The sequence below is a fragment of the Nocardia sp. NPDC004168 genome, assembly GCF_040610355.1.
Lineage (GTDB): Bacteria > Actinomycetota > Actinomycetes > Mycobacteriales > Mycobacteriaceae > Nocardia > Nocardia sichangensis.
Genome location: NZ_JBEXME010000087.1, coordinates 1 through 3,794, shown reverse-complemented (window position 1 = coordinate 3,794; position 3,794 = coordinate 1). Strand labels below are relative to the sequence as shown.

5 protein-coding genes are annotated in these 3,794 nt (G+C 62.0%); 2 read left to right on the top strand and 3 right to left on the bottom strand.

Features of this window, described 5'->3' with window-relative positions:
• Positions 1-101: 101 nt before the first annotated feature.
• Entirely contained in the window at positions 102-290 is a 189-nt protein-coding gene (locus tag ABZW96_RS37410) for a hypothetical protein (RefSeq protein WP_355081605.1), read from the top strand.
• Positions 291-311: 21 nt separating this feature from the next.
• On the opposite strand, the gene ABZW96_RS37405 is transcribed toward ABZW96_RS37410, so the two are convergent.
• On the bottom strand, positions 312-656 hold the full coding sequence (locus ABZW96_RS37405; RefSeq protein ID WP_355081603.1) for a hypothetical protein: 345 nt from the start codon (positions 654-656) through the stop codon (positions 312-314).
• Positions 657-1,413: 757 nt separating this feature from the next.
• Positions 1,414-2,376, bottom strand: a complete 963-nt coding sequence (locus ABZW96_RS37400; RefSeq protein ID WP_355081602.1) for an LLM class flavin-dependent oxidoreductase — start codon at positions 2,374-2,376, stop codon at positions 1,414-1,416.
• A gap of 55 nt (positions 2,377-2,431) precedes the next feature.
• Between ABZW96_RS37400 and ABZW96_RS37395 the strand changes: the two genes are divergently transcribed.
• Positions 2,432-2,845: a hypothetical protein gene (locus tag ABZW96_RS37395; protein WP_355081600.1), complete on the top strand. Its 414-nt coding sequence runs from the start codon at positions 2,432-2,434 to the stop codon at positions 2,843-2,845.
• A 484-nt stretch (positions 2,846-3,329) separates the two neighbouring features.
• Here the strand turns inward: ABZW96_RS37395 and ABZW96_RS37390 are convergent, their stop codons facing one another.
• Positions 3,330-3,599 carry a hypothetical protein gene (locus tag ABZW96_RS37390; RefSeq protein ID WP_355081598.1) on the bottom strand — a complete coding sequence of 90 codons (270 nt, stop codon included), beginning with the start codon at positions 3,597-3,599 and terminating at the stop codon, positions 3,330-3,332.
• Positions 3,600-3,794: the final 195 nt, after the last annotated feature.

The following is a 3,794-nucleotide window of genomic DNA, read 5'->3' as shown; positions in this document are numbered from 1 at the left end:
GCAACCAACACGCCGGACCCGTCCGCGACTTCGCCGTCGGATCCAAGATCCGATACCCGGATTACCTACCGAACGTTGCCTGACGCGGCACTAGGTTCTTAATGCTGGTATTCCAACTGGAAAGACAGGCGGCGAAGGCGCACAGCGCCACCGGCCGCAAGCTCAACACCGAGCAGATCACCCAGATGCTGGCGCAGCCGAGGGAGTACCGGAATCGCCACGGCATCCCTCGTTCCACAGCCGACGCCGCCGCTTCGGCGCTTCGCACGAGAAGCCGGTCGAGGACCTGACATCGGCGTAGATGATCGAGTTCAGTGCCTCCTGAAGCGAGAGGCATCGCCGTGCGTGGCCGCGGCGTCGATGCGGGCATTCTTGCGGCGCCCACCACGGGAAAGCTGCCGGACCAGCGCAGTCGCGGCCAGCGCGACATCCACCACCTCGCGTATCGAGACCAGCCACAGCGCCAAGTGGTCGCCCAAACCTTTAGCGTTCTCCACCGCCCAGGTTCGTTCGGGCCACTGCGCCCAGGCCAGCAGCTGCCGATAGCCAAGAACGCGGGCATCGATACGAGTCGAGCCGCAGTAGGAGTTCGGCGCCGGGCCGACAGCGGTAGCGGTGTGCGTGCACCTGAGCGGATCGACACAGATCAGCATCATCGGGTTCGGTTCCTCGCCTCATGCCGGATGGGAAATCCGCGGCGGACATGTCGACTTCACAAACCTCTCACATCAGTTTGTCGTCACACCTCTGTCGAGTCATACCGTGAACCGAGACCGGCAGGTAGTTATATCACGGGCAAGTTAACCGCAGAGGACGACAGACGGTTGTATGAGTCAGCCCGCCCAATCTCCCGCGCACCTAACGGGGCAGCTGGCCTGACCACGAAACCGCTGCCACCAGATAATTCTACGGTTCAATACGTCACAATATCTATGCTCAGATCGCATGTCACGCCCTCGAGTCCTCACATGCTTGAGTGCGACAGAACCTCAGTTCGGCGACCGCCTCGGATCCTCCGACCGCCGCTCGAACAAGAAAGGGGTCGGAGGGCTGCTGCGGGGGCGCTGCCTGACCAGGGTGACGGTCGGAAACCTTAGTAACATCCTCTTCAGAATCTGGCCGGTATCGCTTTCCGCGCGACCGCAATCCGATGGATCTGATATTCACTCCTGCCCGCCGTGTGCTGAACCCCTCAAAACGGTCACACTTTCGGCCTTGCACCGGATCGAAGCTGTGGCTGTTACGCAGCCGTCGCGCGCTCTTCATCGTCCCCCCACCCCTATTTCGATACGATATTTCAAGAACATGATCGAACTCATGTGTTGGAGCGGTGGATCATCTCGATTGTCACGACGTATCGATTTGCTTTATTCATGAGACCGCCGTCCGCGACCGGCTAAGGGTCAGGTCAGGTCAGTCGGTAAGGACGTCGTTGGCCAACCGTTCCAGCTGTGCGGAGGCCTGGTCCGGTGGGAACAACCATAGGCTCAGCGAGGTAGCGCCCGCGTCGAGCAAGTCCTGAAGCTGTGCGCGGACCTTAAGCGGGCTGCCCGCGACGGCGAATTCGTCCACCCACTTGTCCTCGACGATCAGCTCTTCGTCGGGGCCCAGCGCAGCGACGCGCTTGCGGATGTCGGCGGCGAACGGAGATTGACCCACCAGCGCGGTGTGGCACTCGGCCTTGAGGAAGAACCCGACCGCACCTCGCACGGCCTCGCGGGCGGCTTGGTCGTCGTCGTCCACCGCTGCCAATACGAACGCGGTCAACGGCAGGTCTCGACCGGCTTCGTCGACCAAGCCTCGGGCCCAGGTGATGTAGCTCGGGCCTGCCAGCACCGACAGCAGCACCCCGTCGGCCTTCTCCCCGGACACGCGCAATGCCTTCTCGTTGACCGCGCCGAACCACAACTGCGGCACCTGCTCCGGCGGGAACTCCAGCTTGATGTCGCCGTAATGGTGTGTGCTGGTCGTGCGGTTGACCTTTCCGCCGGCGAGCAGCTCGCGCAGGACGTCCAAAGTCTCTTTGACCGCGGTCAGCGGCTTGGCGGGGGTCAGGCCCAGCTGCTGGAGCCAGAACCCGTTGCCCAGCCCGATGGTGGCCCGGACACGGCCGGGATAGATACGGGCCAGACCCGCCAGCTCCATCGCCAACATCGCCGGGTGTCGAGTCACAACGCTGGCCAGGCCGAGCCCCGCAGGCACCCGCTCAGTGGCCGCGAGCAGCAACGTCAGCCCGGACACCCCACCAGTGAAGAAGCAGTCTTCGGAGAACCAGACCTCGCCGAAGCCGAGCTGCTCGGCCCGCGCCGCGACCGCGGTCAGTCCTTCCGGCGGCGTGAGGCTACCAAAAACGATCCCGATCTTGCTCTTGTCCATAATCGTCCTCCTAGGCCCATACGGCTGATAGCAAGCCAGTACGATACTGCCATAAATGGACACTTTGTCCACCTTTGCTGGCTGGAGATATCCACGGCCCAAGCCGTCGATCCGCTCGGCTGCTCGGCCGACGCGCAGCTTTGGCTGCGCGGAGGGGTTGCGGTCTGTGGTGCGAACTGAGGCCGATGCCGACAAGTCGCTAGCGCAACGGCTGAAACGCCCGATGGACGACCATGCTGTATCCGGGGTCGAATCAACCCACACCGATTACCTGCCCGACCAGACCAAAGTCGGACACCATAAGCGAGCGCCGAACTCGGACATCCCGAACACCATCAGGCCGCACTTTTCAGGCGACATCAACACGCCGTCGGTGCTGATTGATCAACGGTCAGCCGACCTAGAGTTGCACACTCTCGCCCAGCGTGCGCTGGAATTGAGCCTGTTCATCGACGAGCCGCTCCATTAAATAGCTCTGCTCTCCCGACAACCGCGCCCGGGACTGTTGTTCAGCGAAAAGAAACGGGCAGGTTAAGTTGACCGTACCGTTCATGACCGAGCTCCACCGGCGCATATCGCACTTCACCATGCCACACCACGGTGGCGCCTTTCGCTCCTGCCGACGGATCGGTATCAACCGCGACCATTGACCGACAGCCAGTTGGCCGCGATCGAAGCGAATCCCTATCTGGAATACTCGCCCCCAGGAACTATCCCCCTGGGACCGCACTACAGTGCAGTCGAGAACCGAACACAATCGGAAGCGAAATTCAAGCCGTGTCGGACTGGTACAACAACGCTCGCGAACTGCCCGACACCGCCCCTTACCGGCTCGCTGCCGAATTTTAGCAGCGCTACGTCTCCATCCACCCCTGGGACGACTACAACGGCCACTCCTCCCGGATCCTATGAACTGTTCGCTAGAACGCTATGAGCTACATTTCAGCGCCCCCTCAGGTTTCAACGAAGACATCTTCTCGACGACCGAGGAATGGACCGACACGGTGCGAGCTGGCAGCGCCGCGTGGGGTGAGCGCGCGAATCGCCTCGAACGTCTCGGGGACACCGCCGATCCGATCGAAGTATTCGGCCTGCAGCGCGAGCACCGAGCCCATCAGGCTCAAGACAATCAGATGTCGATATTCCCGCAAGGTGCCAACTTCGATATCGAGTGGTACCGAACGTTCCTGGAAGGTCTCCGAGGCAACCAGCAATACCATCACGGACTGAACCAACTCACTGCCGGTTTCGTTTTTCGTGGAATCACCCTGGACCGAGAACGGTTTCGGCGATCATTCGCAGCGCGTGGGCGATCTGTCCGGGGGTCAAGCCGCGCTCACGTTGTTGCCGGTAGACCTCCGCTGCCAGCGGCGCGAGCAGCGGGTCGACCAATGCGTCCGGTTCGTGCATGCCCGCCG

Coding starts and splice junctions, on each gene's coding strand:
- ABZW96_RS37410 (WP_355081605.1), top strand. CDS start 102: ATGCTGGTATTCCAACTGGAAAGACAGGCGGCGAAGGCGCACAGCGCC.
- ABZW96_RS37405 (WP_355081603.1), bottom strand. CDS start 656: ATGATGCTGATCTGTGTCGATCCGCTCAGGTGCACGCACACCGCTACC.
- ABZW96_RS37400 (WP_355081602.1), bottom strand. CDS start 2,376: ATGGACAAGAGCAAGATCGGGATCGTTTTTGGTAGCCTCACGCCGCCG.
- ABZW96_RS37395 (WP_355081600.1), top strand. CDS start 2,432: ATGGACACTTTGTCCACCTTTGCTGGCTGGAGATATCCACGGCCCAAG.